The sequence below is a fragment of the Streptomyces sp. NPDC104106 genome (genome assembly GCF_055584345.1).
Window position 1 is genome coordinate 247,597 of record NZ_JBVJMF010000011.1, and the last position, 26,682, is coordinate 274,278.

Genomic DNA, 26,682 nt, shown 5'->3' on the forward strand with positions numbered 1-26,682 from the left:
GGTTTCAGCCGGGCGCCGGCCTCTCCACCGCGCTGAAACCGCAGGTGAGCGGTGGTCGGCGGGCCGGCCTTTAGGCTTCCTCTTGTAGGAAAGTCGCTTCGGAAAGAGGTCCCGTTGAGCTTCTGGTCGATCTACCAGCACGGCTTCGCGCGCGTCGCCGCGTGTACGGGCCACACCGTCATCGCCGACCCGTCGGCCAACGCCGCCTCCGTCCTGCGCCACGCGCGCCGGTGCGACGAGGAGGGCGTGGCCGTCGCCGTGTTCCCGGAGATGTGCCTGTCCGGGTACGCGATCGACGACCTGCTGCTCCAGGACGCCATGCTGGACGAGGTCGAGTCGGCCCTCGCCACCGTGGTCGCCGAGTCGGCCGGCCTGCTGCCGGTGCTGGTCGTCGGGGCCCCGCTGCGCCACCGCGGCCGGGTGTACAACTGCGCGGTGCTCGTCCACCGCGGCCGGGTCCTGGGCGTCGTACCGAAGTCGTACCCGCCGAACTACCGCGAGTTCTACGAGCGCCGGCAGATCGCGGCCGGCGACGGCGAGCGCGGCGGAACGATCCGGCTCGGCGGCGCCGACGTCCCCTTCGGCGTGGACCTGCTGTTCGCGGCCGACGACGTCCCCGGACTCGTGCTGCACGCGGAGATCTGCGAGGACATGTGGATCCCGGTGCCGCCGAGCGCGGAGGCGGCGCTGGCCGGCGCGACCGTCCTGGTCAACCTCTCGGGCAGCCCCATCACGGTCGGCCGGGCCGAGGACCGCAGGCTGCTGTGCCGTTCGGCGTCCTCGCGCTGCCTCGCCGCCTACGTCTACGCCGCCGCCGGGCTCGGCGAGTCGAGCACCGACCTGTCCTGGGACGGGCAGACCCTGATCTACGAGAACGGGGTCCTGCTGGCCGAGACCGACCGCTTCCCGCTCGGCGAGCAGTACGCGGTCGCCGACGTGGACCTCGATCTGCTGCGCCAGGAGCGCCAGCGGATGGGCACCTTCGACGACAACCGCCGCACCCATGCCGCCCGCACCGGCGACTTCCGCACGGTCTCCTTCGAGCTGGCCCCGCCGGCCGGCGCCGACCTGGGCCTGCGCCGGCGCCTGGAGCGCTTCCCGTTCGTGCCCGCCGACGCCGACCGGCTCGCCCTGGACTGCTACGAGGCGTACAACATCCAGGTCGCCGCGCTCCAGCAGCGCCTCGCCTCGATCGGCGGCCCGAAGGTGGTCATCGGCGTCTCCGGCGGGCTCGACTCCACCCACGCGCTGATCGTCGCCGCCCGCGCGATGGACCGCGCCGGCCGCCCGCGCAGCGACATCCTGGCCTTCACCCTGCCGGGCTTCGCCACCAGCGAGCACACCAAGGACAACGCCCACAAGCTGATGCGCGCCCTCGGCGTCACCGCCGCCGAGCTGGACATCACGCCGACCGCCCGGCTGATGCTCAAGGAGATGGGCCACCCCTTCGCCGCCGGCGAGCCGGTGTACGACATCACCTTCGAGAACGTCCAGGCGGGCCTGCGCACCGACTACCTGTTCCGGCTCGCCAACCAGCGCGACGGCATCGTCCTCGGCACCGGCGACCTGTCCGAGCTGGCGCTCGGCTGGTGCACGTACGGCGTCGGCGACCAGATGAGCCACTACAACGTCAACTCCGGCGTGCCGAAGACGCTGATCCAGCACCTGATCCGGTGGGTGATCAGCAGCGGCCAGTTCGACGACGAGACCGGCAAGGTGCTCGCCGCGATCCTGGACACGGAGATCAGCCCGGAGCTGGTGCCGGGCGAGGAGATGCAGTCCACGGAGTCGAAGATCGGCCCGTACGCGCTGCACGACTTCACCCTCTTCCACGTGCTGCGCTACGGCTTCCGCCCGTCGAAGATCGCCTTCCTGGCCTGGCACGCCTGGCACGACGCGGCGGCCGGCGCCTGGCCGCCCGGCTTCCCCGAGGCCGAGCGCCGCGCCTACGACCTGCCGGAGATCCGCCACTGGTTGGAGGTCTTCGTCCGCCGCTTCTTCGGCTTCTCCCAGTTCAAGCGCTCGGCCATGCCGAACGGCCCGAAGGTCTCGGCCGGCGGCGCCCTCTCGCCCCGCGGCGACTGGCGGGCCCCCTCGGACGGCACGGCGCAGGCGTGGCTGCGGGAGCTGGCGCGGTTCGACCCGGCGCAGGGGTAGGCGCCCGGGGCGGCGGGGCGTCCTCAGTTGTTCCAGGTCTCGTCGTAGGGGTCGTGCGGCACCGGCACCGGCCGCGCCGAGGTGACCGTCAGGTACGGGATCGGCCCGTTGTTGACGGGGTCCCGGAGCAGCCGGGGGCTGTAGGTGCCGGTGACCTCCAGCCAGGCGTCCGGCCGCAGCACCGGCGGCACCGTGCCGGTCAGGCCGATCTTGACCGGCTGGGCGTCCGCGGCACAGCAGTTGAGGGCCATCCGCACCAGATACGGCGTCCCCGAGCCGTCCATCGCGAGGAACCCGGTGACCTTGACCGGCCGGCCGCCCAGGGAGCGGCCGTGGTCGTAGGCCGCGCGGGAGGCGTAGTCGACCACCGACAGCGGGACCGGCCCGCTGCCCTGGGGCATCGGCGCGAGCCCGTACGGCTTCTGCAGCGCGGTACCCGAGCGCAGGGCGCTGTACGAGCCGAGGGCGGGCGGCGCGATGAGGATGAGGGCGAGGAGGGGGAGCAGGAGCAGCCAGGAGACACGGGGCTCGGGGTGGGCATGGGCGTGCCCGGCGGTGTGTCCCCCGGGGTGGGCGTCGGCGTCCGGCCCGGCCGCTCTCGCCCTGGCGCGCCGGCGCTCGTACCAGAGCGTCGCCAGCGCTCCCGCGATCAGCACCGCGCCCGAGGCCAGCAGCAGCGGCCGCAGACCCGCCTTGACGTACCGCAGGTACAGGCCGGTGCTGCCCGCGTGCAGCAGGGCGGCGCCGAGCAGGAACAGGACGGCGGCCTGGGAGTGGCGGTTCACAGCAGCACCGCCCCGGTCACCACGGCGCCCGCGACGGCCATGGCGAAGGTGGCGGGGGCGAAGCGCAGGGCGAAGCCGCGGCCGAAGGTGCCGGCCTGCATCGCGAACAGTTTGAGGTCGATCATCGGGCCCACCACCAGGAACACCAGCTTGGCCGTCAGGGAGAACTGGGTGAGGGAGGCCGCGACGAACGCGTCCGCCTCCGAGCAGATGGACAGCAGCACGGCGAGGACGGCCAGCGCGAGGATCGCGACCAGCGGGTTGCCGGCCGCCGTGCGCAGCCAGGAGGCCGGGGCCACGGCCTTCAGGGTCGCCGCCGCCATCGCGCCGAGCACCAGGAAGCCGCCCGCGTGCACGGTGTCGTGCCGTACCGAGTTCCAGAACGCCTCGCCCCTGGTCGCGCCCTCGTGCGCGCCGTGGGCCGGCGGGCGCAGCCAGTCGGTGCGGCCCAGCCGCTGCCACAGCCAGCCCATCACGCACGCCACCAGCAGGCTCGCGGCGAACCGCCCGAGGACCATCTCCGGGTTCCGGGGGAAGGCGACGGCGGTCGCGGTCAGCACGATCGGGTTGATCGCGGGGGCGGAGAGGAGGAAGGCGAGGGCGGCGGCCGGGGTGACGCCCCGGCGCACCAGCGCGCCCGCCACCGGCACCGACGCGCACTCGCAGCCCGGCAGGATCGCGCCCGCGACCCCGGCCACCGGCACGGCGAGCGCGGGGCGGCTCGGCAGGGCGCGCGCGAAGAAGGACGGCGGCACGAACACCGCGAGCGCCGCCGAGAGCAGCACCCCGAGTACCAGGAAGGGCAGCGCCTGCACGGTCACCGCGACGAACACCGTCATCCAGCTCTGCATCAGCGGGGTGCCGAGCAGCCCGCGGATCGGGGACTGGGCGAGCACGGCGAGGAGCAGCGTGAGCGTCAGCACGAGCGGGGAGCTGAGCCGGCGGCCCTCCTGACCCGGCGGTGCCTCGGCGGGGCCGGTCGGCGCACCGGGCGGCGCGTCTTCGGTGATGGCCACGGGCGGTTACCTCCGGCTGGTGTGCTGCCTCCCCCTCGGTACGCGCATGCTCGCGCGGGTGTTCACCCCGTCGCTGGAACCACTCTTCTTCTTGGGGCAGTCTTTTCCCTCGTGGCGAGCGTTCCGTATCAAGGGGGGCCGGGTATCCCGCCGGCGCACATGGTGGTCTGCGGTGACGACGGGCTCGCGCACCGGCTGGCCGCCGAGTTGCGCGGGGTCTACGGCGAGCAGGTCACCCTGGTGGTGCCGCCGAACGAGCGCACCGCCCGCCCACCGGTGGTCGGCCGCGCCCGGGCGGCGACGGCGGCGGCGCTGCTGGACCGCGTGGTGAGCGCGGCGGTGAGCCGGGCGGGTGCCGTCACCGGGAGTACGACGACGACGGCGGCGGCCGCGAGCACCCCGGGCGGTGCGGGCGGGCAGGACGGGCCGCGGGTGTTGGAGGCCGCCGACCTCAGTGAGGCGGTGCTCGCCGAGGCCGGAGTGGAGCGGGCCGCCGCGCTCGCGCTCGTCTTCGACGACGACGAGACCAACATCCGCGCCGCCCTGACCGCCCGCCGGCTCAATCCGCGGCTGCGGCTCGTCCTGCGGCTCTACAACCGGCGGTTGGGCCAGCACATCGAGGAACTCCTCGACCAGGCGGCCGCGTTGGCCGCCGGCGACGGCGAGTCCGGCGCGGACGCCTCCACCACCGTGCTGTCCGACGCCGACACCGCCGCGCCCGCGCTCGCCGCGACGGCCGTCACGGGCACCAGCAAGGTGGTGCAGACCGAGGGGCTGCTGCTGCGCGCCGTGGAGCGCCCGCTGTCCGCCGACGGGCGGCCCGCCGGCTCCGGGCTGTGCACGCTGGCCCTGCTGTCGGGCGGCGACCCGGCCGGCGCGGAGGGCCCGGAGGGGTCCGGGGAGCAGGAGACGCGGCTGCTGCCCGACGACGAGGAGGTGGCGCGGGCCGCCGGGCGGACGGCGCTGGTGCTGGAGCAGGCGTCGGCGACGGACGGCCAGGGCGCGAACGGGCGGGGTGCGAACGGGCGGGGCCCGGGTGGACGGGGGGCGGGTGGCCGGGGGGTCGGCGGTCGCGGGGTCGGTGGGGTGCCGCCGCTCGCCTCGCTGTTCTCGCGGCGGCTGCGGTGGTCGCTGGCGGGCATGGTGGCCTGCGTGGTCGCGCTCGCCGTCGCGCTGTGGCTGGTGAGCGGGATCCATCCGCTGCGCGCCTTCTACTACACCCTCCTCGACCTGCTCGCGATCGACGACCCCGCCAAGGAGGCGCCGCTGGGCCGGCAGATCCTCCAACTCCTCTCCGCGCTCGTCGGGTTGCTGCTGCTGCCGGTGCTCCTGGCGGCCGTGCTGGAGGCGCTGGGCACCTTCCGCACCGCCTCCGCCCTGCGCAAACCGCCGCGCGGCCTCGGCGGGCATGTCGTGCTGCTCGGGCTGGGGAAGATCGGCACCCGGGTGATGACCCGGCTGCGCGAACTCGACGTCCCCGTGGTGTGCGTGGAGTCCGACCCGGAGGCACGCGGGCTCGCGACCGCGCGCCGGCTGCGGGTGCCGGTGGTCCTCGGTGACGTCACCCAGGAGGGCGTCCTGGAAGCCGCCAAGATCCACCGGGCGTACGCGCTGCTCGCCGTGACCAGCGCCGACACCACCAACCTGGAGGCCGTGCTCTACGCCCGCACCGTACGGCCGGACCTGCGGGTGGTGCTGCGGCTGTACGACGACGACTTCGCCACCGCCGTCTACCGCACCCTGCGGGCCGCGTACCCGCACGCGCTGACCCGGAGCCGGAGCGTCACGCACCTGGCCGCGCCGGCGTTCGCCGGGGCGATGCTGGGCCGGCAGGTGCTGGGCGCGATCCCCGTCGGCCGCAGGGTGCTGCTCTTCGCCGCCGTCGACGTGGCCGGCCACCCCCAGCTGGAGGGCCGCACCGTCCGCGAGGCCTTCCGGGCCGGCTCCTGGCGCGTCCTGGCCCTCGCGGGCGCCACCGACACGGACCCCGGACACGTGCTGGAGAAGGGCGACCGGGTGGTGGTGGCCGCCACCCGCCGGGGCCTGGCGGAACTCCGCTGACCCGCCAGGCCCCGGCGAGGGGGGAACGCGGGCTACGGCCGCGGCAGGTGTCTGGCCGCGAAGTCCATCTCCAGGCGGACCTGCTTGATGCGTTCGTCGACGACCAGGGAGCCGTGGCCGGCGTCGTAGCGGTAGACCTCGTGGGTGGCGCCGCGGGCCTGAAGGCGTTTGACGTAGTTGTCGATCTGGCGGATCGGGCAGCGGGGGTCGTTGACGCCCGCCGAGATGTAGACCGGGGCCTTGACCTGGTCGACGTAGGTCAGCGGGGAGGACGCCTCGAAGCGCTCCGGGACCTCCTCCGGGGTGCCGCCCAGCAGGGTGCGGTCCATGGCCTTCAGGGCCTCCATCTCGTCGTGGTACGCGGTGACGTAGTCCGCGACGGGAACGACCGCGATGCCCACCGCCCACGCGTCCGGCTGGGTGCCGACGCCGAGCAGGGTGAGATAGCCGCCCCAGGAGCCGCCGGTCAGGACCAGGCGCTCGGGGTCGGAGAGGCCCGAGGACACCGCCCAGTCGCGGACCGCCGCCACGTCCTCCAGCTCGATCAGACCGACCCGGTGCTTGAGCGCGTCGGTCCAGGCGCGGCCGTAGCCCGTGGAGCCGCGGTAGTTGACGCGGATCACGGCGTACCCCTGGTCGACCCAGGCGGCCGGGCCCGCCGCGAAGGAGTCGCTGTCGTGCCACGTCGGGCCGCCGTGCAGGTCGAAGACCGTCGGCAGGGGGCCGCTCGCGCCCGCGGGCTTCTGGATCAGGGCGTGGATGCGGCCGCCGGGCCCCTCCACCCAGGCGTCCTCGACCGGCACCGACGGCGGGCACACGAGGCCCGGCGGGTCCAGGACGACCCCGCCGGACGTGGAGCGCACGGCCGGCGGGCGCGCGGCCGAGGACCACAGGTACTCCACGCTGCCGTCGGGCCGGGCGCTGGCGCCGGAGACCGTGCCGGGCGGGGTGGGGATGCGGGTCAGCTCGCGACTCGCCAGGTCGAGGCGGAACAGCTCGCTGCGGGCCTCGAAGCCGTGGGCGACGAGCAGGGCCGAGCCGTCCGGATACCACTCGGCGCTGACGTCACCCGGCAGTTCCAGGGCCAGGTCCGTCTCCTCGCCCGTCATCACGTCCCACACCAGCGGCTCCCAGCGGCCCCGGCGCTGGTGGCCGATGAGCAGGCGGGTGTCGCCCTCGACCGGGGCGAAGCCGAGCACCTCCAGGCCCAGCTCCTGCGTGCCGCCCTTGGTGTCGTCCAGCTCGGCGACCGTCGTGCCGTCCGGGCGCAGCACGCGCAGCGCCGCGTGCATGGCGTCACCGTGCTCGGTGTGCTCGACGGCGATCAGGGTGCCGTCGTGCGAGAGGTCGCCGACGCCCGCCGACTCGCGGTGGCGGTAGATCTCGACCGGGTCCTCGCCCTCGCGCGCGAGGTGGATCGTCGTGCCGTCCTCGTCCGTGGAGCGGCCGACCACCGCCGTGCGCCCGTCGCGGGCCAGGGCCAGCCCGGCCGGGTAGGAGGCGTCGAGACCGGGGACCGCCGGCTCGGCCGGGCCGCCCCCGAAGGGCTGGCGGCGCCAGACGCCGAACTCGTCGCCGTCCTTGTCGTCGAACCACCAGATCCAGGCGCCGTCCGGGGAGAGCACGCCGTCCGTCGTGCCGTTCGGCCGGTCCGTCGCCTGGCGCTGCTCGCCCGTCGCGCGGTCCCAGGCATACAGCTCGTACGTCCCCGTCGCGTTCGACACGAACAGGGAGCGGTCGGGCGCGTCCTCCGCCCAGTCGGGCAGCGACACCCGCGGCGCCCGGAACCGCTTCTCCCAGTCCGGCATGCCGGCCGCCGCACGGGCGCGCGCGCCCGGCTCCTTGCTCTCACTCATCGCCCCAGTCATGCGCCCATACTGCCTGGCCGCGCCGACAATTGGGTGGCGAGTGTCCGCAGCCTGTGGATAACTTTCGGATCATGACCGCAGAGAGTCCCGCGGAGAGCGCCTCCGCGTCCGCCCCGTCGAACTGGCGCGAGGACAACCGGGCCATGTGGGACGAAAGGGTCCCGATCCATGTCGGGGGCGCGTTCTACGACCTCGACGGCTTCCGGGCCCGCCCGGACGTGCTGCCGGACTTCGTGAGGACCGAGGTCGGCGACGTCACCGGAAGGACGCTCCTCCACCTCCAGTGCCACATCGGCACCGAGACCCTCTCCTGGGCCCGGCGCGGCGCCGCCCGCGTCGTCGGCCTGGACTTCTCCGCCCCGGCCGTGGCGGCCGCCCGCGCGCTCGCCGCCGACCTCGGACACGGCCCCGAGCGCGCCGCCTTCGTCACGGCCGACGTCTACGACGCGCCGCGGGCGGTGCCCGAGGAGTCGTACGACATCGTCTACACCGGGCTCGGCGCGCTGTGCTGGCTGCCGGACCTTCGCCGCTGGGCGCGGACGGCCGCCTCCCTGGTCTCGCCCGGCGGCTTCCTCTACCTCGCCGAGTTCCACCCGGTCACCGAGTCCCTGGACGACGCGACCGGTACGCGGATCGTGCGCGACTACTTCCACCGCGACGCCCAGGTGTGGGACGAACCCGGCACCTACGCCGACCCGGACGCCCGGACGGTCCACAACCGCAGCGTGCAGTGGCAGCACACGCTCGGCGACGTCGTCTCCGCGCTCGCCGCCGCCGGCCTGCGGGTCGAGTTCCTGCACGAGCACGACGTGTCGCTCTTCCCCCGGTTCGAGAACTTCGAGGTCAGGGACGGCTACCACCGTTTCCCGCCCGGCCACCCGCGCATCCCGCTCATCTACTCGCTGAAGGCGGGCAAGGACGGCTGAGGCGGCCGGCCCGCCGGAAACCGGGCCGGCATGCCGGAGCCTGGGCCGATCCGCGGGCGCGGCTTGGGCCGACCCGCCGACCGGGCTTGGGCCGACCCGCGGACGGGCGGCCGGCGGCGGCGCCGTACCGTGGAGGGCGTGTACCGCTTTCTGCTGACACCCCGCTGGTGGGGCATCAACGTCTTCGTGCTGCTCGCCATCCCGTTCTGCATCTTCATGGGGTCGTGGCAGCTGAGCCGGTTCGAGGGGCGGGTGCACGACAGTCGCACCGCGACCGAGCAGGCCGCCTCCGACCAGCGGGAGGCCGCGCAGCCACTGGACACGATGCTGCCCGTGGACAAGGCGACGTCCGGCCGCCGGGTCAGCGCGCACGGGCGGTACGGCACGCAGTTGCTGGTGCCCGGCCGCCGGCTCGACGACAGGACCGGCTTCTACGTCCTCACCCTGCTGCGCACCGACTCCGGCAAGGCCCTGCCGGTGGTACGGGGCTGGCTGCCGGGCACGGCGGACGCGGCGAAGGCCCCGGCCCCGCCGGCCGGCGAGGTCACCGTCACCGGCGCGCTCCAGGCGTCCGAGACGCCCGGCGACAACGGGGTCAGCGCCCAGGGCGGCCTCCCGGCCGGCCAGACCGCCGCGATCAGCTCCGCGTCGCTGGTGAACATGGTGCCGTACCGGCTGTACGACGCCTGGATCACCCTCGACAAGGCCGACTCCGGTATGAAGGCCGTCCCCGCGACCGCCCCGGCGGGCACCGGCCTGGACCTGAAGGCCTTCCAGAACCTCGGCTACACCGGCGAGTGGTTCGTCTTCGCGGGCTTCGTGGTCTTCATGTGGTTCCGCCTGCTGCGGCGAGAGGCGGAGGCGGTACGGGACGCCGCGCTGGGCCTGGTACCGGACGACGAGCAGGCGGCTGCGGCACCGGTGAGCGCCCCGTAGGAACACTCCGGCGGGGGTCACGACCCCGCCAGCACTCCGGTGTAGTAGACGGTCCCGGCGCACTCCCCGGGGACGGTCGCCGAGGCCGACGGGGAGCCGCCCTGCGCGGTGTGCGTGATCACGACGCTTCCCTCGGCCGTCCCCTGGTCGGTGACGAGCTGGGTCGTCGCACCCGACGTCGTGGACCCCGTCCCCGCGCCCGAACCGGAGCCCGTGGCCGAGCCGCTGGAGGCTCCCGCCTCCTGGCTGGGGGACGGGGTCGGTGACGCGCCGCCGGCGGAGCCGGTCGTGCCGCCGCCGGTGGTGGTGCCCCCGCCGGCGGTCGGGCAGGTCTCCGAGGGGACGAAGGCGAACTTCTCCTCGTACGCCGCGCCCGGCTGGAGCACCAGTCCGGACACCTCCAGCGTCGGGTCGGGCAGACCGGACGCCGGGTCACCGGCCGCGTGCCGGACGGTGGTGATCTTCGCCTGGTCGGCCGCGCCCTGTGCGGTGGGGGTGATGGTGCCGACGCCGCCGACGGTGCAGGCGGTGCGGGAGGTGTTGGTGACCCGGAACATGCCGTAGACCACGCCCGCGGAGTCGGGGGCGACGGCGCTGCCGGTGGCGGAGCCGAGCTGCGTGGCCGTACACGTCGGGACGCCGCCCGCGGCGGTGCTGGCGCTCGGGTCCGCGCCACCCGCGGAGCCGGTGGAACCGCTGCCGCTCCGGCCCTTCTCGCCGCCCCTGCCGGGCTGCTTGCCGGGCTTGGCGCCCGTACCGCCCGGTTGCGTCGTACCGTCCGTGCCGCCGCCGTCGGCCTTGTCCTGCCCGGAGCCGCCCTGGGCCTGGGAGGACTGGCCGGCCATGGCGGTGTCGGGGTCGGAGCCTGCCGAGGTCGAGACGTGTACCAGGGAGGGGATGGCGGTGCCGATGAAGAGGGCCGCGGCGGCCATCCCGACGACGGCCTGCCGCTTGCGGGCCCGCCGGGCCGGCACGGCCCGCCGCAACCGCTCCAGCGAACCGGCCCGCGGCTCGATACCGTCGACCGCGGACCGCAGCATCCGCCGCAGGGCGACCTCGTCGTCCCCGGCCTCGTCGAGGCCGTCACCGGCCCCGTCACGCCCCGAGCCGAGCCCGCCCAGCTCCGCCGCGAGCCTGTCCAGGCCGGCCCCGAGCCCCGCGGACCCCCCGCCGCCGAAGCCGCGCCCGCCGCCCGAGCCGGACCGCACACCGAGATCCGACCGCTCGCCGGAACCGGGCCCGTCACCCAGGCCGGCCCCCGCACCCGAGCCCAGCGCCTCGCCCCGACCAGGCCCCTCGCCAGAGCCCGGCCCCGCGCCCAGGCCGAACTCCCCGCCCGAACCGGACCGCACACCGAGATCCGACCGCTCGCCGGAACCCGACGCCGACCGCTCGCCCGGACCCGGACCGTCGCCCGGACCTGGCCCCGCGGTCACGCCCGGCACCGCACCCGAGCCCAGCGCCTCGTCCCGGCCCAGCCCCGTGCCCGAGCCCGGCCGCTCGCCCGAGCCGTCCCGCTTGCCCGGAACAGCCGCGGCACCCGAGCCCGGCGCCTCGTCGAAGCCGGTCCCCGCACCCGAGACGGGCCGCTTGTCCGGGCCCGGCTCCTCGCGCACGGCCGGTTCCGCGGCCGCCTCCGGGTGGTGCTGCCCCGCGGGGTCGTTCTCTCGGGGGCCGTGGTTCACAGTTCCGTTCCCTGCGTGCGATTGCGTGTGCTCGTCGTCTTCGTGCCGCCTCATACCGACCCTCGCTCGCTCATGCCGGTGCCGCCATGGCCACCCGCAGCGCGGCGATGCCCCGGGAGCCGTACGCCTTCACGGAGCCGAGGGATATCCCGAGGGTCTCGGCGACCTGGGCCTCGGTCATGTCGGCGAAGTAGCGCAGGACCAGGACCTCGCGCTGGCGGCGCTGCAGGCCCTTCATCGCCTTGATGAGATCGCGGCGCTCCAGCTGGTCGTAGGCGCCCTCCTCCGCGCTGGCCATGTCGGGCATCGGCTTGGAGAGCAGCTTCAGGCCGAGGATGCGCCGGCGCAGCGTGGAGCGGGAGAGGTTGACGACCGTCTGGCGCAGGTAGGCCAGGGTCTTCTCGGGGTCGCGCACGCGCTTGCGGGCGGAGTGCACCCGGATGAAGGCCTCCTGGACCACGTCCTCGCAGGAGGCGGTGTCGTCCAGGAGCAGCGCGGCCAGGCCCAGCAGCGAGCGGTAGTGGGCTCGGTAGGTCTCGGTGAGGTGGTCGACGGTCGTCCCGGCGACCTCGGGCGCCGCGGCCGCCGTGGTCTCGTCGGAGCCGTCACGCTGACCGGGTATGCGGGCGGGCCGCGCGGCGGGCATGGGCGCGATCACCGGCATGCCGCCGGGCGTGCGGGGCCGCAGCACCGCACGGGGCGGCCGGAGCGCCGCGGTGCCGCGGGCCGCGCTGAGTTCGAGTACCTCTGCCACGCCTGTTGGACACGTCTCGCCCCGCCAGGGTTGTACGTGCCGGGCGTCACATGTGCGACCACCGGCGGTGCCACAAGAGCCGTCATGCGTCCCGCTCTTCCCCTATGTCCCAAGTGGCCGGGGCGTCCCCACGCCCCCGCCACGACGTCCCCACGTCAGGATCGTTCGCCCCCCAGGCCCCGCAAGGGTGACCGCAAAGACGCGCCCCGCCCCGCAAGCGGTTGCGGAGGGCGGGGAGAAAAAAATCCTCTGGTGATCCTCTGTGCCGTACGGCAGATCTTCTGTCGCCGGACGGCCTGGTTCAAGTGGTCCGGACCATGCTCCTTGACACACTTCTTACCCAGATCCTACAAACGCGGCCCAGCGAGCGGGCGCAGGGCGGTCAGCCCAGCTCGGCGGCGACCAGTTCGGCGATCTGCGCGGTGTTCAGCGCGGCGCCCTTGCGCAGGTTGTCGCCGCACACGAACAGCTCCAGCGCGGTCGGGTCGTCCAGCGCGCGCCGCACCCGCCCCACCCAGGTCGGATCGGTGCCCACGACATCGGCGGGCGTCGGGAACTCACCGGCGCCCGGGTCGTCGTAGAGCACCACGCCCGGTGCGGTGGCGAGGATCTCGCGGGCGCCGTCGACGGTGACCTCGCCCTGGAAGCGGGCGTGGACGGTCAGGGAGTGCGTGGTGATCACGGGCACCCGGACGCACGTCACGGCGACCGGCAGCTGCGGCAGCCCGAGGATCTTGCGGGCCTCGTCGCGGACCTTCATCTCCTCCGAGGACCAGCCGTCCTCGCGCGGCGAGCCGGCCCACGGCACGACGTTCAGCGCGACCGGCTCCGGGAACGGACCGGTGTTGTCGCCCACGGCCCGCCGTACGTCACCGGGGCTGGTCCCCAGCTCCGTCCCCGCGACCAGGGACAGCTGGGCCCGCAGCGTGTCCACGCCGGCCCGCCCGGCCCCGCTCACCGCCTGGTACGACGACACCACCAGCTCGCGCAGCCCGAACTCGGCGTGCAGCGCGCCCAGGGCGACGATCATCGTCAGGGTCGTGCAGTTGGGGTTGGCGACGATCCCGCGCGGCCGCATCCGTACGGCGTGCGGGTTGACCTCGGGCACCACGAGCGGCACCTCGGGGTCCAGCCGGAAGGCGGCCGAGTTGTCGACGACGACCGCGCCGCGCGCGACGGCGACCGGCGCCCACTCTGCGGCGACGTCGTCCGGCACGTCGAACATCGCGATGTCGACCCCGTCGAAGGCCTCCTCCGTCAGGGCCGTCACCTCGACCTCCGCCCCGCGCACGGTCAGCTTGCGGCCGGCCGAGCGCGGGGAGGCGATCAGGCGGATGTCGCCCCAGATGTCCGCCCGCTGGGACAGGATCTGGAGCATCACAGCGCCGACCGTCCCGGTCGCCCCCACGACCGCGAGCGTCGGCTTGCCGGTCATCGGCGGGTGCCCCGGTTCATCGGCCGGTGCCGCCGTAGACGACGGCCTCGTCGGTGTCGGAGTCGAGCCCGAAGGCGGTGTGCACGGCACGGACGGCCTCCGGCACGTCGTCCTTGCGGGTGACGACCGAGATGCGGATCTCGGAGGTCGAGATCAGCTCGATGTTCACGCCGGCGTCGCTCAGCGCCTCGAAGAAGGAGGCCGTCACGCCCGGGTTGGTCTTCATCCCGGCGCCGACCAGCGAGATCTTGCCGATCTGGTCGTCGTAGCGCAGCGAGTCGAAGCCGATCCCCGGCCGGTTCTTCTCCAGCGCGTCGATGGCCTTGCGGCCCTCGGTCTTCGGCAGCGTGAAGGAGATGTCCGTCAGGCCGGTGGAGGCGGCGGACACGTTCTGCACGACCATGTCGATGTTGATCTCGGCGTCGGCGATGGTCCGGAAGATCGCGGCGGCCTCACCCGGCTTGTCCGGCACGCCGACGACCGTGATCTTGGCCTCGGAGGTGTCGTGCGCGACACCGGAGATGATGGCCTGCTCCACCTGCTTGTCCCCAATCGGCTCACTGCTGACCCACGTGCCCTGCAGTCCGCTGAAGCTGGAGCGGACGTGGATCGGGATGTTGTAGCGGCGGGCGTACTCCACGCACCGGTGGAGCAGCACCTTCGAGCCGGACGCGGCCAGCTCCAGCATGTCCTCGAAGGAGATCCAGTCGATCTTCTTCGCCTTCTTCACCACACGCGGGTCGGCCGTGAACACGCCGTCGACGTCGGTGTAGATCTCGCAGACCTCGGCGTCCAGCGCGGCGGCGAGCGCCACGGCCGTCGTGTCGGAACCGCCACGGCCCAGCGTGGTGATGTCCTTCTTGTCGGCGCTGACGCCCTGGAACCCGGCGACGATCGCGATGTTGCCCTTGTCGAGCGACTCCCGGATGCGTCCCGGGGTGACGTCGATGATCCGGGCCTTGTTGTGGACCGAGTCGGTGATGACGCCGGCCTGGCTGCCGGTGAAGGACTGGGCCTCGTGGCCCAGGTTTTTGATCGCCATCGCCAGCAGGGCCATGGAGATCCGCTCTCCGGCGGTCAGCAGCATGTCGAATTCACGCCCGGCAGGCATCGGAGAAACCTGCTCGGCGAGATCGATCAGCTCGTCCGTCGTGTCGCCCATCGCGGAAACGACGACGACAACCTGGTTGCCGTTCTTCTTCGCTTCCACGATCCGCTTGGCGACGCGCTTGATGCCCTCGGCATCGGCTACGGAGGAGCCTCCGTACTTCTGCACGACAAGGCCCACGTGCGCTCCTCGCTCGGTTCGTTTGTGTCGGCTCAGTCTAACGAGCGCCCGAATTCCACCACCCTGCTCCCGCATGGTGAGACATCGGCAGGCGGACACCGGGACGCTCGGTTCCGGTACCTGCCCAGGGTTGGCCGGACCACGCGGGAAAGTGCCCCGGGTCACAATGATCGCCTGCGTGGGCGGGGCATGGACATGAGCAGGGGGCGGACATGGGCATGACGGAGATACTGCTGGCGGGGACGATCCTGCTCGGCGGATGCGTCCAGTGGCTGACCGGCATGGGCTTCGCCCTGGTCGCCGTACCGGCGCTGGTGCTGCTGCTCGGGCCCGCCCAGGGAGTCGTCCTCGCGAACTGCGCGGCCGGCGCGATCAGCGTCGTGGGCCTGGCGGGCGGCTGGCGCCGCGTGCGCCCGGCGGCGATGGTCCCGCTGTGCCTCGCGGCGGCCGCCACGGTCCCGCTGGGCGCCTGGACGACCCGTCAGCTCCCGCGCCCGTACCTGCTGCTGACGATGGGCGCGCTGGTGACGGCGGCGGTCCTCCTCGTGCTGCGCGGCGCTCGGGTGGCCGCCCTGCGGGGCGGCAGGGGAGCGGTGACCGCGGGGGCGCTGGGCGGCTTCATGAACGCGGCGGCGGGCGTGGGCGGTCCGCCGGTGTCCCTGTACGCCCTCAACGCGGGCTGGACGGTACGGGAGTTCGTGCCCAACGCCCAGTTCTACGGCGTGGCGGTCAACGCCTTCTCGATCGCCGCGAACGGCACCCCGCACCTGACCGCGCCCCAGTGGATCGTGACGGCCGCGGCGATGATCCTGGGCGCCGTGATCGGGGGCGCGATCTCCACCCACGTTCCCGAACGCAGAGCCCGCGACCTGGTCCTTCTCCTCGCCCTGCTGGGCGGCGCGACCGCGATGACGAAGGGCGTGTGGGGACTGCGGCCCGGCGGCTAGTGTCCCCGCAGGCAACGTTTGCCCGTCACGGAGCGGCGTCCGGTGCGTGCTGTCGGCGTGCCGGCCGGAAGTCCTCGTACTGGGCGTACGTGGGCTTTCGGCCGGTGCGGCGAGTGGGGGCACCTCCCGCGCAGCGGGGGAGCGTGCCGGGCGTCGCGACGGGGCGAACGTCGCCTGCCCGGGCACTAGGCCGACAGGGCCTAAGGTGCGAGGGGTGCGCGTACTGCTGCTGGAGGACGACGAGACGCTGGCCGACGCCTTGCGGGCGCACGGCCACGAGGTGGACCACGGCAGCGAGCCGGACGCCGGCCACCACGTGGTCATCGTCGGTTCCGCATCCCTCCCGGCCTGCCGGACCCTGCGCTCTCGCACCGCCGCCGCCCTGATCGCCCTCGTCCGCACGGAGCGCGACCGTGTGACGGCCCTGGAGGCGGGCGCGGACGACCATGTGTTCCCGCCCTTCGACGCCGCCCGGATCGCCGACCGCATCCAGGCGACCGTACGCCTTCCCCTGCCGGGTCCGCCGGAAGTCGACCTGGCTGCCCACGAGTTGGGCCTGACGGATCCGGAACGCGCCCTCCTCGCCCTTCTCCTCGCCCACCGGGACCGCGTCCTGACCCGCGCCCGGCTCTCCCGCCTTCCCGGCCTGACGGAGCCCCTGGACGCGCACATGACGTCCCTGCGCGCCAAACTCCCGCCGGCCCTCACCCTGGAGCGGGTCCGGGACATCGGCTTCCGGCTGGTCACCGGCCGCTGACGTGCTCGTTCCCCGACGCCCCGAGGGGTGACCCGGCGCGGCCCTACTTCCCCTGCCGGATTCCCAGCGGTCCGCCGATCTCCTCCGCCATGACGCGGCCCGCCTCGAACTCCAGGGTCTCGTCGCCCATGGTCGCCTGGTCGGTGTCCAGGCCGTCCAGTTCCTCCAGGGGCTGGTTGAGACGGACGTGGATGAGGACGGACTGCAGGGCGCGCAGGACGGCGGAGGCGGTGGGGCCCCAGTTGGAGAAGTAGGAGAACTGCCACCACCACAGCGCTTCCGTGGTGCGGCCGGCGCGGTAGTGGGCCATGCCGTGGCGCAGGTCGGCGATGACGTCGGCCAGGTCGTCGGAGATGCGGGCCGGGACCGGGGCCGTGCGCGGCTCGTAGGGGTCGAAGACCTCCGAGTAGACGTCGACCGGCTCCAGGAGGCGGGCGAGGTTCTCGCGGAGTGCGTCGACGTCCGCCTCCGGGCCCGGGTCGGGCTCGTAGCGCTCGTCGGGGACGATGTCCTCGTGCGCGCCCAGGCGGCCGCCGGCCAGCAGGAGCTGGGAGACCTCCAGGAGGAGGAAGGGGACGGTCGAGCCGGGCTCGTCCCCCCTCGCCACCTCCGTCACGGCCACCAGGAAGCTCTCGATCTGGTCCGCGATCTGGACCGCGAAGTCGTCCGGGTCGTGACCGGTCGCGTGCAGTGTGGCGTCAGACATCTAGGAGTCGTCTCCCCTCGAAGGCGCGCCCGAGTGTGACCTCGTCCGCGTATTCCAGGTCGCCACCCACCGGGAGGCCGCTGGCCAGGCGGGTGACCTTCAGGCCCATGGGCTTGATCATCCGGGCGAGATACGTGGCCGTCGCCTCGCCCTCCAGATTCGGGTCCGTCGCCAGGATCAGCTCCGTGACCGTCCCGTCGGCCAACCGCGCGAGAAGTTCTCGTATACGCAGGTCGTCGGGACCGACACCCTCGATCGGACTGATCGCGCCGCCGAGCACGTGGTAGCGGCCGCGGAACTCACGGGTGCGCTCGATGGCGACCACGTCCTTCGGCTCCTCCACGACGCAGATCACGGACGGGTCGCGGCGCGGGTCACGGCAGATGCCGCACAGCTCCTCCTGTGCCACGTTGCCGCAGGTCGCGCAGAAGCGGACCTTCGCCTTGACCTCCATCAGGGCGTGGGCGAGACGCTTCACGTCCGTCGGTTCCGCCTGCAGGATGTGGAAGGCGATCCGCTGCGCGCTCTTGGGACCGACGCCGGGCAGCCGCCCCAGTTCGTCGATGAGGTCCTGGACCACGCCTTCGTACACCGAACCGCCCTTCCTGGAGACCTTTCGGTAGGTACCGTAGTTGCCCCGGGCTCAGAACGGCAGACCGGGGATGCCCGTGCCGCCGCCGAGGCCCTGGGCCAGCGGGCCGAGCTTCTGCTGCTGGAGGGCCTGCGCGTTGTCGTTGGCCGCCTTCACGGCCGCCACGATCAGGTCGGCGAGGGTGTCGGTGTCCTCCGGGTCCACCGCCTTCGGGTCGATCTTCAGCGCCCGCAGCTCACCCGCGCCGGTCACGGTGGCGCGCACCAGACCGCCGCCCGCCTGCCCGTCGACCTCGGTGTCCGCCAGTTCCTCCTGCGCCCGCTGGAGATCCTGCTGCATCTTCTGGGCCTGCTGGAGCAACTGCTGCATGTTGGGCTGGCCACCACCGGGAAACACGATCAGCTCCTCTACGTTTTTCTCCGCTGTGCATGAGCCTACGTGGTCCACGCCCCCGTCGCCCCGCCACTCTTTCGAGTGAGAAGCCCACGCGGCCTATACCTGATCAAGGCCTCCTTCCGGGCGGAAAAGTCGGCGAAGCCCGCTCTTCGCCACCCATTGGGCGGTAGGAAGGGTGCCGCGCGTCGGCAGGGATCGGCAGGGAACGTCAAGGGAACGCCACGCGACGTGGTCGGTCGTGGTCAGTAGGGAGTGCCGGGTGGGTCAGCCGGAGATGCAGCCCGAGGGTCCGCCTCAGGACGGGCGGGGCGAGGGTGCGGCCGGGCTGCGGCCGGGCGATCTGGCCGGGCGGCCCCTCCCGCTCGGGGACTGGGGCGAGCCCGCCGAGCGGCTGGACGAGCTGTACCGGTGGGTGGAGCGCGGGGCGCTCCAGACGGCGTGCTGGTACCTGCGCGACCGGGTGTGGAAGCGGCGCGCGGCGCGGGTGCTGCGGACCGGCGCCGCGGCGGGCGCGGCGGTCGGCGCGGCGCTGCCGCTGCTCGACCTGACCGGGGTGGCGCACGGGGTGGCCCCGTGGGGCTGCCTGGCCCTGCTGCTGGCGGTCGCGTGCGTCGGCACCGACCGGTACTTCGGTGTGACCTCCGGCTGGATGCGGGACGTCGCCACGGCCCAGGCCGTGCAGCGCCGGCTCCAGGCGTTGCAGTTCGACTGGGCCTCCGAGAGCATCCGGGAGGTGCTGGGGCCGGCGGAGGGCACGGCGAGCGAGGCCGCCGAGCGGTGCCTGACGGTGCTGCGCCGCTTCTGCGAGGACGTCACCGAACTGGTGCGCGCGGAGACGACCGACTGGATGGTGGAGTTCCGCACCGGCTCGGCCCCACTGGGCATCCAGACGGCGGTGGCGCCGGTGCCGAGGCAGGAGCCGGGGGGTGTCGCGGGCCGCTTCCCCCTGCCGCCGGCGAACGGCTCCCGCCCCAACATGCCCAGGCAGCGCCCACCGGAGCCGCGCTGAGCGCTCCGCCGCACGTGCCACGACCGGCAAGGTGCCACGGCGCGCCGTCGGCCGGCCGCGGCACCGTCCGGCGAACTCCGCCCGCGGTGACGTGCCCGTGCTCGACGCGAGGTCCAGCCGTCGCTCAACTGCTGCGGCGGAGGCAGGAGTTCCGTCACTGCTTGGTGTACGTCAGGCTCTCCCCGCCGCCCTTCTGCTCCCGCTTCAGCGTGCCGTCGGGCTGCAGGGTGACCTCGGTGGCCGCGCCGGGGGTGCAGGAGGAGGCGGGTTCGCCGGAGCTGACGGTGGACGGTCCGATCTCCAGCGGGCCGTTCCCGCTCGGCCGCTCGGCGAGCTTGGCCTCGAAGACGCAGTGGTACGACCCGCCGCCGTCGGCCGGCCCGTCCGCGACCAGTGTCAGCACGCTGTCGCCGACGTGGCCCTGCCGGATGGTCAGCCGCCGGGAGTTGGACCCGGCGGCGCTGTCGATGCTCGTCTGCCAGGTGCCGAGGTACGCCGCCGGGATCGCCCCGTCCGAGGGGGAGGAGGCGGAGGAGGTCGGCGAGGTGGTGGGACCGGGGCCGCCGGAGGTACCGCCGTCCGGCGGCGCGGAGGTCGCGGTCGGCGCGGAGCTCTGCGTCCCGCCGCCGTGGGCGTGTTGGCCGCCGTTCATCAGCGCGTACACCGAGCCGCCGGCCCCCAGCGCCACGACCAGCGCGATCACGACGAGCAGCGCGGTGGACCGCCCGCTGCGCCGCTCCTCCTCCGTGCCGGGAGGCGTCGGCCCGTAGGGCGGGGTGGGCCCGAGCCCGCCGCCGTAGTACGTCTGCTGCGGGTACGGCGTGTTCGGCGGCGCCGCCCCGAGGGGCTGGACGTGGGGCGGCACCTGCTGCGGGTGCTGCTGGGCCTGCCCGTACGCCAGGGGCGCGGGCACCGGCGGCAGGCCGGGCACCGGCGCCTGCCCCGCCACGACGGTGGGCAGCCGGTCGGCGCTCTCGCCCCCGGCCTCGCCGGGGGCCCCCTCGTCGGACGCGGCGGCGTGCTCGGGCGACCCGCTCCGGTCGTCCTCCCGCGCGGGCGCCGCGGCGGGTGCGGGCGGGCTCGGGTCCGCCTGCGGCGCGGCCGCGGCGACCGTCCCCGACGGCTCCTCCACCTCCAGCAGCTGCACGGCATGCCGGCCGAGCTGGGCCACCAGCACCCCCGGCAGCCAGGGGTCCCGGGACCGGCCCCCGGACACCGTGTCCTCCGCCCCGGTCCGCTCCAGGATCACGTCCAGCGAGGGCCGCGCCGCCGGGTCCTTGCGCAGGCACTCCCGCACCAGGTCGGCGATCCCCTCCGGCAGCCCCGTGAGATCCGGCTCCTCCTGGGCGATCCGGAACATCAGGGCGTGCGCCCCGCTGCTCGCGGCCCCGAACGGCAGTGCCCCGGTCGCCGCGTACGCCAGCACGGAGCCCAGGCAGAAGACGTCGCACGCGGACGTGATCCGGTCCCCGCGCACCTGTTCGGGCGCCATGAACCCGGGCGATCCGACCAGCGCCCCCGTGTGCGTCAGCCCCTCCCCGCCCTTCGAGGTCGTCTCCAGCGCCCGGGCGATACCGAAGTCGATGACGCGCGGCCCGTCGATCGTCACCAGCACGTTGGACGGCTTCAGGTCCCGGTGCACGATCCCGGCCGCGTGGATGTCCTTCAGCGCGTGCGCGAGCCCGGCCGCCAGGATCCGTACCGAGCGCTCGGGCAGCGCTCCGTACTCGCGGCCGACGACGTGCTGCAGGCTGGGTCCGGCCACGTACCCGGTCGCCAGCCACGGCACGGCCGCCTCGGTGTCCGCGTCGAGGACGGGTGCGGTCCAGTACCCGCCGACCCGCCGCGCGGCCTCCACCTCCTGCCGGAACCGGGCCCGGAACTCCTCCTGCCGGGCCAGTTCCTCACGGACGAGTTTCACGGCGACGGTGCGGCCCCGGTCCGAGCGGGCCAGGTACACCTGCCCCATCCCGCCGCCCCCGAGCCGCGCCAGCAGCCGGTAGCCTCCGATGCGCCGCGGATCCCCCGCCCCCAGCTTCTCCATGCCTCGCGCCGCCTCCCCCTCTGTCCGGGCAACGGGACTCTAGTGCGACCACACCGGGGTCGGCCTCCCCACCCCTGCGAAGTCGGCCACCCGAGCGGCCGTCGACGTCGACAGTGTGTCGCGGAATGCCCCCGCGCACGGAACACGTCGCCGATGTCGCGTCCGCATCGCGGACATCTACCCTCGCTGGCATGACCCCTCAGCCCCATCCCGAAGCCAACGCCGACGCCGGTGCCGCGGTGAAGGCCGCGGACCGCGCGCACGTCTTCCACTCCTGGTCGGCCCAGGACCTCATCGACCCGCTCGCCGTCGCCGGCGCCGAGGGGTCGTACTTCTGGGACTACGACGGCACGCGGTACCTGGACTTCACCAGCGGGCTCGTCTTCACCAACATCGGCTACCAGCACCCCAGGGTCGTCGCCGCGATCCAGGAGCAGGCGGCGACGATGACGACCTTCGCGCCCGCGTTCGCGGTCGAGGCGCGCTCGGAGGCGGCCCGGCTGATCGCGGAGCGGACCCCGGGCGACCTCGACAAGATCTTCTTCACCAACGCCGGCGCCGACGCCGTCGAGCACGCCGTGCGCATGGCCCGCCTGCACACCGGCCGCCCGAAGGTGCTCTCGGCCTACCGCTCGTACCACGGCGGCACCCAGCAGGCGATCAACATCACCGGCGACCCGCGCCGCTGGGCGAGCGACGGCGCCGCGGCCGGTGTCGTCCACTTCTGGGCGCCGTTCCTCTACCGCTCCCGCTTCTACGCCGAGAACGAGGAGCAGGAGACCGCGCGCGCCCTGGAGCACCTGGAGACGACGATCGCCTTCGAGGGACCGGGGACGGTCGCCGCGATCATCCTGGAGACCATTCCGGGCACGGCCGGGATCATGGTCCCGCCGCCCGGCTACCTGGCCGGGGTCCGCGAGATCTGCGACCGCCACGGCATCGTCTTCATCCTGGACGAGGTCATGGCGGGCTTCGGCCGCACCGGTGAGTGGTTCGCCGCCGACCTGTTCGGTGTCGTGCCCGACCTGATGACCTTCGCCAAGGGTGTGAACTCGGGTTACGTGCCGCTCGGCGGCGTCGCCATCTCGGAGAGGATCGCCGAGACCTTCGGCAAGCGCCCCTACCCCGGCGGCCTGACCTACTCCGGCCACCCGCTGGCCTGCGCCGCCGCCGTCGCCACGATCAACGTGATGGCGGAGGAGGGCGTGGTCGACAACGCCCGGCACCTCGGCGCCACCGTGCTCGGCCCCGGCCTCGCCGCCCTCGCCGAGCGCCACCCCAGCGTCGGCGAGGTCCGCGGCACCGGCATGTTCTGGGCCCTGGAACTGGTCAGGAACCGCGAGACCCGCGAACCCCTCGTGCCGTACAACGCGACCGGCGAGGCGGCCGCCCCCATGGCCGCCTTCGCCGCCGCCGCCAAGCGGCACGGCCTGTGGCCCTTCGTGAACATGAACCGCACCCACGTGGTCCCGCCCTGCACCATCACCGAGGCCGAGCTGAAGGAGGGCCTGGCCGCGCTCGACGCCGCGCTGAGCGTGGCCGACGAGTACACGGTGTGACGCCGCCTACCCCGCGTGACCGAACCGTGCCTGCCGCCGGGCGGACTCGAACGCGTAAGGTGACGTGCTCGTAAGACATTTCGTAGGAGACAGCGAGCACGTCATCTACGCGCGAGGAGAGACCCGACCATGCCCGGCAACGGCGCCGTCACCCGCAGCACCCTGCGCCAGCAGATCGCGGACGCGCTCCGTGACGAGGTGCTGGCGGGGCGGCTGCGGCCGGGCCGGGCGTTCACGGTCAAGGAGATCGCCGAGCAGTACGGCGTCTCCGCCACCCCCGTGCGCGAGGCGCTGGTCGACCTGTCCGCGCAGGGCATCCTGGAGGCCGACCAGCACCGCGGCTTCCGCGTGCCGGAGTACTCCGTCACCGACTACCGGAACATGATCGAGGCCCGCAGCCTGGTCACCGACGGCATGTTCCAGGCGCTCACCACCGGCCACCCCGCCTTCCGCACCCCGCCCGAGGACCCGCGCACGGCCGCCGCGCTCACCACCGTCCGGCGCCGCGGCGAGGAGGCCGCGCGGGCCGCCACGGCCGGCGACCTCACCATCCTCATCGGCTACGACCTGCGCTTCTGGCGCGAACTGAGCGCCCTGTTCGGCAATCCGTACCTGGGCGACTTCCTGCACCGCCTCCGCGTCCAGTCCTGGGTCTGCGCGGTGCAGCACCTCCTGCGCCTGCCCGACCTGCGCGGGCGCCTGTGGGCCGGGCACACCGACCTGGTCGACGCGCTGGCCCGCCGCGAGGCCGGGACCGCCCACGACATCGTCGCCGCCTCCAACGCCCATTCCCTGGCCCTGCTGGAGCACCTGACCAACGGTTGAGCGAGCAGTACGCTGCCCTGACGACCTTCCGTGTGCGAGTCCTGTGTGCGAGGAGCCCTCTTTGGCCTGTGACCTGTGGCTGGTGCCGCTCGTGGACGTGTTGTGCCACACCCCGGACAACCCCTTCGCCGACGAACTCGCGCAGTACGACAAGGCCCTGGCGGAGGCCGGCCTGCCCCCGGTGCCGGTGTACCAGTACATGCCGGGCCTGAACGGCGAGGTCGCCCCGGTGGCCGGCTTCGACTACGACGCCCTGCACTTCCTGCGCCGCGCCTACCTGTTGCAGGCGTGCGGCCTTCCGGTGACACCGGTGGGCGAACTCGGCGGCGACTACGAGCAGTTGCTGGAGATGTTCGAGTCCACGGCCCAGCAGTCGCACCTGGTCTGGCACTACGACCACGCGGGCGCGTACGTCCCCGTCGACTTCCCGAACCCGCTGTCCAACGACGAACTCCTCGCCAGCGGCGGTCCGTTGGGCTCCTCCCAGAGCCTCCTGCGCGAACTGGAGTACGTCGCCCCGTCCCTCGGCATCGACCCGGCCAACCCCCCGGCCGCCCCGGCGCCCCCCGCGGGCCCGACCGAGCTGGAGGAACCGGCCGTCCCGGCCCCCTACGACCCCAGCCCCTTCGCCCGCGAACGCCACGTCTGGCTGGGCCTGCACGCGGCGGCCACCCGCTCACTCGCCCAGGGCTCGATGATCGTGTTCAGCTGAGCAGGGGGTTTGGAGGGTGGTGGGTTGACCAGGGCGTTGTCACGTTTGGTGTGCTGCCGGTAACTGTTTGCGCATCCAGTCCGGGCGCCGGAGACCGGACGCGTCGAAAGGAACGTGGATGCGCCTGCATCGCACCCTCGCGAGCCTCGCCCTCACGACCGCGGCGGTCGCCACGGCGGGACTCTTCAGCGCCGCGCCTGCCGGGGCGGCGGAGGACGTCCCGACGTACTCCTGCGCGGAGCGGCTGCCCGCCCCGCCGGTCTTCCCGCCGTGGATCCACGGCAGGCAGTGCATCGCGGGCAGCGGGGCGCCCGTGGAGGGCGAGCTCGACGGACCGGTGCGGATCATCGTCCCCGTGTTCCCCGGCGGGCCACGCGAGAGCTGGATCTGCGAAAACTCGAACGCCGGTCCACGGGAAGGGATCCTTTACGTCCTCGGCAGGTTCTGCGAGCCCGAGCGCCCCGGCGAGTGACCTGAGCCGCTCCTGACGGGCCCGGTACCCCACGGCGGGGCACCGGGCCCGTCTCACGAGGGGAGCAGCAGGCCGTGCAGCAGCCGCGCGTGCACGAGCCGGTCGGGCGCGGTCGGCCGGTAGCGCCAGAAGAGCGGCCAGGTGGGCCCGTCGAGCGCGGGCACGGGGATGTACGACACCCGGTACGGCCCGCTCGTCAGCCGGGTCACGTGTTCCGGCCAAGGATGACGGGCCGTACTGCCCGGCGCCACGAGGAAGTAGACCCCCCGGCGCCTGCCGTCCGTCTCGACCACCGGCCCGGGGTCTCCCCCGGTCAGACGGGCGAGTTCGTCGGCGACGTACCGCCCGAGATCCCCGTCGACCCGCACGGCGTCGAATTGGACCCCTGCCTTGCGGAGTTGGATGCCGGTGGCGGGAATCCATTCCACGGCCAGGTGACTTTGCGTGTTCATGGGCTCAGTGTCAGGGGTGGGGGCTAGCTTCTTCTATAACTCTGCGTCGACCTTTCGGGACGGTATGAAGTCGACGCAGGGTGAGATGACCGGTTGAGTTCGGTTGAGTCCGGGGGTGACCGCGATGGCGCGGAGTGGGAACAAGGACGGAGCGAGCGGCACAGCACATATGGTTGCCGCCCTGGCGAAGGCCCTGCGGGAGCAGCAGGGGCTGACCCAGGAGGAGTTGGGCAAGAAGATCGGCTACACGGCGTCGGCCGTCAGCGCCATGGAGACGCTGTCGCAGCCCGCCAGCGACAAGATGCTGGTGGGGCTGGAGCAGTCGATCGGCGGCGGGATGGGGCTCTTCGAGAAGGCCCGCAAGTACATCCTGCTGGACAAGTACCCGGCGCAGTTCAAGAACTTCGCTCTGATGGAGGCGGAGGCGGTCTCGCTGGCGTCGTACGAGACGTACGTGGTCGCAGGCCTCTTCCAGACATCGGACTACGCACGGGCACTGATCGGCGGTGGGTTCCCCAAGCTTCCGCACGAGAAGGTAGAGGAACTGGTCGAGGCCCGCATAGCTCGCAGGGCCCTCTTCGACCGTACGGAGCCCACGCCCATGATCGAGCTGATCCTGGACGAGTCGGTACTGCGAAGGCCGATCGGCGGCTGGGAGGTGTTGCGAGGCCAGCTGCACTCGCTGGCCGAGGACGCGGAGCGGGACAATGTCAGCATCCAAGTACTGCCCATGGAGCGGGGGTTGAAGGGCAGTCACGCGGGCACGCGAGGGGACATGGTGCTCGTCGTGACCAAGGAACACCACCACGTGGTCTATCTGGAGATCGAGGACGAGAGTGTGCTGGTCAGCGATCCCGCAAAGGTGGCCCACCTCACGCACCGGTATGCGAAGATCCGCACACAGGCACTGAGCCCGGAAGACTCGCTGAGCCTCATCCAGAAGTTGGCAGGAGAAGAGCGGACATGACGAGCACTCTGCGGTGGTTCAAGTCGAGCTACAGCAATGACAGTGGCGGCAACTGCGTCGAAACCGCCTACACCTGGCGCAAGTCCTCGTACAGCAACGACAGCGGCGGCCAGTGCGTCGAAGTCGCCCCCTGCCCCACCCAGGTCCACGTCCGGGACTCCAAGAACCCCGCCGGACCCCACCTCACCGTGACCCCCGCGGCCTGGGCCGGCTTCCTCACGCACACCGCGAAGTGACCGCCGAGCCCCCGGCCAGGGCACATCACCCGACCGGAGCGGGCACAGGATGTCGGGTGCGGTAGGCCTGGTCCTTCCTAGCGTGGGTGAGCGAAAG

25 protein-coding genes are annotated in these 26,682 nt (G+C 73.3%); 13 read left to right on the plus strand and 12 right to left on the minus strand.

The features are described 5' to 3' along the window. Positions 1-114 precede the first annotated feature (114 nt). Complete coding sequence (locus tag ACZ60X_RS25965) at positions 115-2,157, plus strand: NAD(+) synthase (RefSeq protein ID WP_469602921.1); 2,043 nt, start codon at positions 115-117, stop codon at positions 2,155-2,157. Positions 2,158-2,180: 23 nt separating this feature from the next. Here ACZ60X_RS25965 and ACZ60X_RS25970 read toward each other — a convergent pair whose 3' ends face one another. Both ACZ60X_RS25970 and ACZ60X_RS25975 read right to left on the minus strand, forming a co-directional pair. Further along, positions 2,181-2,942, minus strand: coding sequence for a TIGR03943 family putative permease subunit (locus ACZ60X_RS25970; protein ID WP_469602923.1), 762 nt, complete (start codon positions 2,940-2,942; stop codon positions 2,181-2,183). After that, positions 2,939-3,958 carry a permease gene (locus ACZ60X_RS25975; RefSeq protein ID WP_469602925.1) on the minus strand — a complete coding sequence of 340 codons (1,020 nt, stop codon included), beginning with the start codon at positions 3,956-3,958 and terminating at the stop codon, positions 2,939-2,941. Before ACZ60X_RS25975 ends, ACZ60X_RS25970 begins: the two co-directional genes overlap by 4 nt. 159 nt (positions 3,959-4,117) lie before the next feature. Between ACZ60X_RS25975 and ACZ60X_RS25980 the strand changes: the two genes are divergently transcribed. Beyond that, positions 4,118-6,019: an NAD-binding protein gene (locus tag ACZ60X_RS25980; RefSeq protein ID WP_469602928.1), complete on the plus strand. Its 1,902-nt coding sequence runs from the start codon at positions 4,118-4,120 to the stop codon at positions 6,017-6,019. Between the two features lie 32 nt (positions 6,020-6,051). Here the strand turns inward: ACZ60X_RS25980 and ACZ60X_RS25985 are convergent, their stop codons facing one another. Further along, positions 6,052-7,875 (minus strand): S9 family peptidase, encoded by a 1,824-nt coding sequence (locus ACZ60X_RS25985; RefSeq protein ID WP_469602931.1) that lies wholly within the window; start codon positions 7,873-7,875, stop codon positions 6,052-6,054. A gap of 155 nt (positions 7,876-8,030) precedes the next feature. Between ACZ60X_RS25985 and ACZ60X_RS25990 the strand changes: the two genes are divergently transcribed. Both ACZ60X_RS25990 and ACZ60X_RS25995 read left to right on the plus strand, forming a co-directional pair. Next, positions 8,031-8,813, plus strand: a complete 783-nt coding sequence (locus tag ACZ60X_RS25990) for a class I SAM-dependent methyltransferase (RefSeq protein ID WP_469603117.1) — start codon at positions 8,031-8,033, stop codon at positions 8,811-8,813. Between the two features lie 138 nt (positions 8,814-8,951). Next, positions 8,952-9,749, plus strand: a complete 798-nt coding sequence (locus ACZ60X_RS25995; protein ID WP_469602933.1) for an SURF1 family protein — start codon at positions 8,952-8,954, stop codon at positions 9,747-9,749. A gap of 17 nt (positions 9,750-9,766) precedes the next feature. On the opposite strand, the gene ACZ60X_RS26000 is transcribed toward ACZ60X_RS25995, so the two are convergent. The 4 genes from ACZ60X_RS26000 to ACZ60X_RS26015 form a co-directional block, all read right to left on the minus strand. Next, positions 9,767-11,434, minus strand: coding sequence for a hypothetical protein (locus ACZ60X_RS26000; RefSeq protein WP_469602936.1), 1,668 nt, complete (start codon positions 11,432-11,434; stop codon positions 9,767-9,769). A 70-nt stretch (positions 11,435-11,504) separates the two neighbouring features. Further along, the gene (locus ACZ60X_RS26005; RefSeq protein WP_469602938.1) at positions 11,505-12,188 is read right to left on the minus strand and encodes a SigE family RNA polymerase sigma factor; all 684 of its coding nucleotides are present in this window, start codon (positions 12,186-12,188) and stop codon (positions 11,505-11,507) included. Positions 12,189-12,570: 382 nt separating this feature from the next. After that, positions 12,571-13,623, minus strand: coding sequence for an aspartate-semialdehyde dehydrogenase (locus ACZ60X_RS26010; RefSeq protein ID WP_469602940.1), 1,053 nt, complete (start codon positions 13,621-13,623; stop codon positions 12,571-12,573). Between the two features lie 16 nt (positions 13,624-13,639). Further along, positions 13,640-14,911, minus strand: coding sequence for an aspartate kinase (locus ACZ60X_RS26015; RefSeq protein ID WP_469602942.1), 1,272 nt, complete (start codon positions 14,909-14,911; stop codon positions 13,640-13,642). A gap of 218 nt (positions 14,912-15,129) precedes the next feature. Here ACZ60X_RS26015 and ACZ60X_RS26020 point away from each other — a divergent pair, with 218 nt between their 5' ends. Both ACZ60X_RS26020 and ACZ60X_RS26025 read left to right on the plus strand, forming a co-directional pair. Then, the gene (locus tag ACZ60X_RS26020) at positions 15,130-15,858 is read left to right on the plus strand and encodes a sulfite exporter TauE/SafE family protein (protein WP_469602944.1); all 729 of its coding nucleotides are present in this window, start codon (positions 15,130-15,132) and stop codon (positions 15,856-15,858) included. A gap of 214 nt (positions 15,859-16,072) precedes the next feature. Next, positions 16,073-16,615, plus strand: a complete 543-nt coding sequence (locus ACZ60X_RS26025; RefSeq protein ID WP_469602947.1) for a response regulator transcription factor — start codon at positions 16,073-16,075, stop codon at positions 16,613-16,615. 43 nt (positions 16,616-16,658) lie between these two features. On the opposite strand, the gene ACZ60X_RS26030 is transcribed toward ACZ60X_RS26025, so the two are convergent. Genes ACZ60X_RS26030 through ACZ60X_RS26040 form a run of 3 tightly spaced genes read right to left on the minus strand, consistent with a single transcriptional unit; the run spans position 16,659 to position 18,309 of the window. Further along, complete coding sequence (locus tag ACZ60X_RS26030) at positions 16,659-17,321, minus strand: DUF5063 domain-containing protein (protein ID WP_469602950.1); 663 nt, start codon at positions 17,319-17,321, stop codon at positions 16,659-16,661. Further along, positions 17,314-17,913, minus strand: a complete 600-nt coding sequence (gene recR / locus ACZ60X_RS26035; protein WP_469602953.1) for a recombination mediator RecR — start codon at positions 17,911-17,913, stop codon at positions 17,314-17,316. Before recR ends, ACZ60X_RS26030 begins: the two co-directional genes overlap by 8 nt. A gap of 51 nt (positions 17,914-17,964) precedes the next feature. Next, positions 17,965-18,309, minus strand: coding sequence for a YbaB/EbfC family nucleoid-associated protein (locus tag ACZ60X_RS26040; RefSeq protein WP_469602955.1), 345 nt, complete (start codon positions 18,307-18,309; stop codon positions 17,965-17,967). Between the two features lie 259 nt (positions 18,310-18,568). Between ACZ60X_RS26040 and ACZ60X_RS26045 the strand changes: the two genes are divergently transcribed. Beyond that, positions 18,569-19,318 (plus strand): SLATT domain-containing protein, encoded by a 750-nt coding sequence (locus ACZ60X_RS26045; protein WP_469602958.1) that lies wholly within the window; start codon positions 18,569-18,571, stop codon positions 19,316-19,318. Between the two features lie 154 nt (positions 19,319-19,472). Here ACZ60X_RS26045 and ACZ60X_RS26050 read toward each other — a convergent pair whose 3' ends face one another. Beyond that, positions 19,473-21,362 carry a serine/threonine-protein kinase gene (locus ACZ60X_RS26050; protein WP_469602961.1) on the minus strand — a complete coding sequence of 630 codons (1,890 nt, stop codon included), beginning with the start codon at positions 21,360-21,362 and terminating at the stop codon, positions 19,473-19,475. 191 nt (positions 21,363-21,553) lie between these two features. Between ACZ60X_RS26050 and ACZ60X_RS26055 the strand changes: the two genes are divergently transcribed. The 4 genes from ACZ60X_RS26055 to ACZ60X_RS26070 all read left to right on the plus strand — a co-directional run bounded on the left by ACZ60X_RS26055 (position 21,554) and on the right by ACZ60X_RS26070 (position 24,930). Further along, positions 21,554-22,921 (plus strand): aminotransferase class III-fold pyridoxal phosphate-dependent enzyme, encoded by a 1,368-nt coding sequence (locus tag ACZ60X_RS26055; protein WP_469602963.1) that lies wholly within the window; start codon positions 21,554-21,556, stop codon positions 22,919-22,921. 129 nt (positions 22,922-23,050) lie between these two features. Next, entirely contained in the window at positions 23,051-23,746 is a 696-nt protein-coding gene (locus ACZ60X_RS26060; RefSeq protein WP_469602966.1) for a GntR family transcriptional regulator, read from the plus strand. Between the two features lie 61 nt (positions 23,747-23,807). Beyond that, positions 23,808-24,458: a hypothetical protein gene (locus ACZ60X_RS26065; RefSeq protein WP_469602968.1), complete on the plus strand. Its 651-nt coding sequence runs from the start codon at positions 23,808-23,810 to the stop codon at positions 24,456-24,458. A 118-nt stretch (positions 24,459-24,576) separates the two neighbouring features. After that, a complete protein-coding gene (locus ACZ60X_RS26070) occupies positions 24,577-24,930 on the plus strand; it encodes a hypothetical protein (protein WP_469602970.1) in 354 nt (117 codons plus the stop codon). Positions 24,931-24,983: 53 nt separating this feature from the next. Here ACZ60X_RS26070 and ACZ60X_RS26075 read toward each other — a convergent pair whose 3' ends face one another. Further along, entirely contained in the window at positions 24,984-25,382 is a 399-nt protein-coding gene (locus ACZ60X_RS26075; RefSeq protein ID WP_469602973.1) for a hypothetical protein, read from the minus strand. A 124-nt stretch (positions 25,383-25,506) separates the two neighbouring features. On the opposite strand from ACZ60X_RS26075, the gene ACZ60X_RS26080 reads away from it, so the two are divergent. Both ACZ60X_RS26080 and ACZ60X_RS26085 read left to right on the plus strand, forming a co-directional pair. Then, positions 25,507-26,349: a helix-turn-helix domain-containing protein gene (locus tag ACZ60X_RS26080; protein ID WP_469602975.1), complete on the plus strand. Its 843-nt coding sequence runs from the start codon at positions 25,507-25,509 to the stop codon at positions 26,347-26,349. Beyond that, the gene (locus ACZ60X_RS26085; RefSeq protein WP_469602977.1) at positions 26,346-26,585 is read left to right on the plus strand and encodes a DUF397 domain-containing protein; all 240 of its coding nucleotides are present in this window, start codon (positions 26,346-26,348) and stop codon (positions 26,583-26,585) included. Before ACZ60X_RS26080 ends, ACZ60X_RS26085 begins: the two co-directional genes overlap by 4 nt. The last annotated feature ends 97 nt before the right edge of the window (positions 26,586-26,682 follow it).

Bases quoted from the DNA above. Each gene is read 5' to 3' on its own strand.
- ACZ60X_RS26080 (WP_469602975.1), top strand. From the start codon at position 25,507: ATGGCGCGGAGTGGGAACAAGGACGGAGCGAGCGGCACAGCACATATG.
- ACZ60X_RS26050 (WP_469602961.1), bottom strand. From the start codon at position 21,362: ATGGAGAAGCTGGGGGCGGGGGATCCGCGGCGCATCGGAGGCTACCGG.
- ACZ60X_RS26075 (WP_469602973.1), bottom strand. From the start codon at position 25,382: ATGAACACGCAAAGTCACCTGGCCGTGGAATGGATTCCCGCCACCGGC.
- ACZ60X_RS26055 (WP_469602963.1), top strand. From the start codon at position 21,554: ATGACCCCTCAGCCCCATCCCGAAGCCAACGCCGACGCCGGTGCCGCG.
- ACZ60X_RS26085 (WP_469602977.1), top strand. From the start codon at position 26,346: ATGACGAGCACTCTGCGGTGGTTCAAGTCGAGCTACAGCAATGACAGT.
- ACZ60X_RS25990 (WP_469603117.1), top strand. From the start codon at position 8,031: ATGTGGGACGAAAGGGTCCCGATCCATGTCGGGGGCGCGTTCTACGAC.
- ACZ60X_RS25985 (WP_469602931.1), bottom strand. From the start codon at position 7,875: ATGAGTGAGAGCAAGGAGCCGGGCGCGCGCGCCCGTGCGGCGGCCGGC.
- ACZ60X_RS25980 (WP_469602928.1), top strand. From the start codon at position 4,118: ATGGTGGTCTGCGGTGACGACGGGCTCGCGCACCGGCTGGCCGCCGAG.
- ACZ60X_RS26030 (WP_469602950.1), bottom strand. From the start codon at position 17,321: ATGTCTGACGCCACACTGCACGCGACCGGTCACGACCCGGACGACTTC.
- ACZ60X_RS26060 (WP_469602966.1), top strand. From the start codon at position 23,051: ATGCCCGGCAACGGCGCCGTCACCCGCAGCACCCTGCGCCAGCAGATC.
- ACZ60X_RS26010 (WP_469602940.1), bottom strand. From the start codon at position 13,623: ATGACCGGCAAGCCGACGCTCGCGGTCGTGGGGGCGACCGGGACGGTC.
- ACZ60X_RS26070 (WP_469602970.1), top strand. From the start codon at position 24,577: ATGCGCCTGCATCGCACCCTCGCGAGCCTCGCCCTCACGACCGCGGCG.
- ACZ60X_RS26020 (WP_469602944.1), top strand. From the start codon at position 15,130: ATGACGGAGATACTGCTGGCGGGGACGATCCTGCTCGGCGGATGCGTC.